This is a genomic window from Mixta mediterraneensis, assembly GCF_030283135.1.
Lineage (GTDB): Bacteria > Pseudomonadota > Gammaproteobacteria > Enterobacterales > Enterobacteriaceae > Pantoea > Pantoea mediterraneensis.
Map to the genome: position 1 here is coordinate 1 of NZ_JASUAZ010000118.1, position 1,791 is coordinate 1,791.

Annotated in this window: 1 protein-coding gene; it reads left to right on the forward strand. The window is 38.8% G+C overall.

The window, feature by feature from the left end:
• On the forward strand, positions 1-1,520 hold a 1,520-nt coding region (locus QRY16_RS21860), incomplete at its 5' end, for a hypothetical protein (protein ID WP_289778048.1).
• Positions 1,521-1,791 lie beyond the last annotated feature (271 nt).

Sequence of the window (1,791 nt, forward strand, 5' to 3'; positions counted from 1 at the left end):
AGCGAGGAGATATCGTAAATGTTGTTTCAGATAATTTTGTAGGGTCTGGTATGTCTTTCCTGGTAACTCTGAAAGAAGGTAAAAATTTCCACAGTTTTATTTATAATTACGAAAAGGAGCTGCTCTCATTTCCGGTTGCTACTGCAGCCCCTTTTCTGGTAGCAGATCCCGAGACACTCAAGCAGCTTGTAGTCATATGTGATGGCAAAGACACTAGATTTTACCAGATCGACAAGGACTCATCCGATGAGCCCACCATAGTAGAGAAGGAAGACTTTAGGCTGGATGTAATACTCCACCCAGAGCACACAAGCTCTATTATAGACCTTACTGGAGACTTGAAACCTAATCTTGTTCTCTCTACGATAGAAAAAGGCAAAAGATTCCTGCGTATTTACGATTTTTATTCCGAAAAGCCTAAGCTGGTCCAAACGATGCCGTTACCCGACCAGATGGGACCAGCACTCTTCCTAAACAACAACAAATCGCAGACCTTTGACTTAATATACGTCTGTGTAGAGGATGGCAAATCGCATATTAAAATACATGAGAACTTGAATACTGTAGACAAATCAAAGCTCTCCAACGAAATAAAAGCCTTGAAATACTTTCAAGGAGTAGAGTCCGGCAAAGTTTTCGAGCAGAAAGCTACCAGAGAAATAAGCATACGTAGTATATTTGATACAGAAGCCGTCCTGAAGGACAAGAATGGAATGCCCACAGGCCTATTTCTAGCTGATGTGGAGGGAACAGACAACACAGACATATTAATTACTCTAAAAGACGGGTCCGGTGCCTACGTTCAGTCTGTAATCTTGAAGGATGATGAGTTCATTCAACCAAAATACAATAAGCATATGAAGGAGCACAAAGATGTTCTTTCCGTGTCAGTCTTTGGCTTTAATCTATACGACAACCAAGACCTGCTGATTAACCACATAGAAAATGGAACACCCGTCCTAAAGGTCCTAAACACCAAATCCTTGTCTAATAAAGCCAGGCTTAAGGTTATTACGCTCCATTCTCACTTAAAAGGGGACCGTCCTAAGAAAGGAGATCTCAATTTACACATCGTTTTTGGAGCCACATACTTCGTTTCCCAAACAGATCACAATGGCAAGACATTTTATTTTAAAGTGGCACAATCTACCCACACTTCGTATCCATCTATGCAGTCGCTGCGTATCTATATTACACTTGAGGAAGAGAAGCGTCCACTGGAATATATTATCGTCCACACTAATTATTATTATATAGAATCCGTATCAAAAATAAAGCCGTACTTTTATCGTCGAGATATTACACCAACCATACTTTTGGTCTTCTCAATTTTCGAGAAAGAGTGGCATATGAAAGAAATTGTTTCAATCAACTATTCATATACTGTTATATTGTTTTTCTGTGCACTGTTCCTCTTTAACCTCTTCTTACTGATATTTTGCACTTTCTCTGCTATGCAATATGAAAGAGCAAGAAAAGGAGAATATGCCTATTTTTATCCAGTACTCACAACCATCTAAATAAATCGATAATATTGATGTTCTTTTAGCAGCAATAGCTTTGTTGGAGTAAATATCTTCGCTTAAAACTATTTGTTGGCAGGAAGTTATAGATATTTCATTCATCATATCTCACATAATTGAATGATGCTTTCTAAACGAGTATCTGGTGTGGTTATTTATAACCATGGGTAGTTATTTAAAAGATAATATGTAACATCTAACATGTATCTCTTTTGACTTCCGGCGAGGCAGCGAACCTGATGAGGAGGAGCAAGAGGAGAGGATGGCC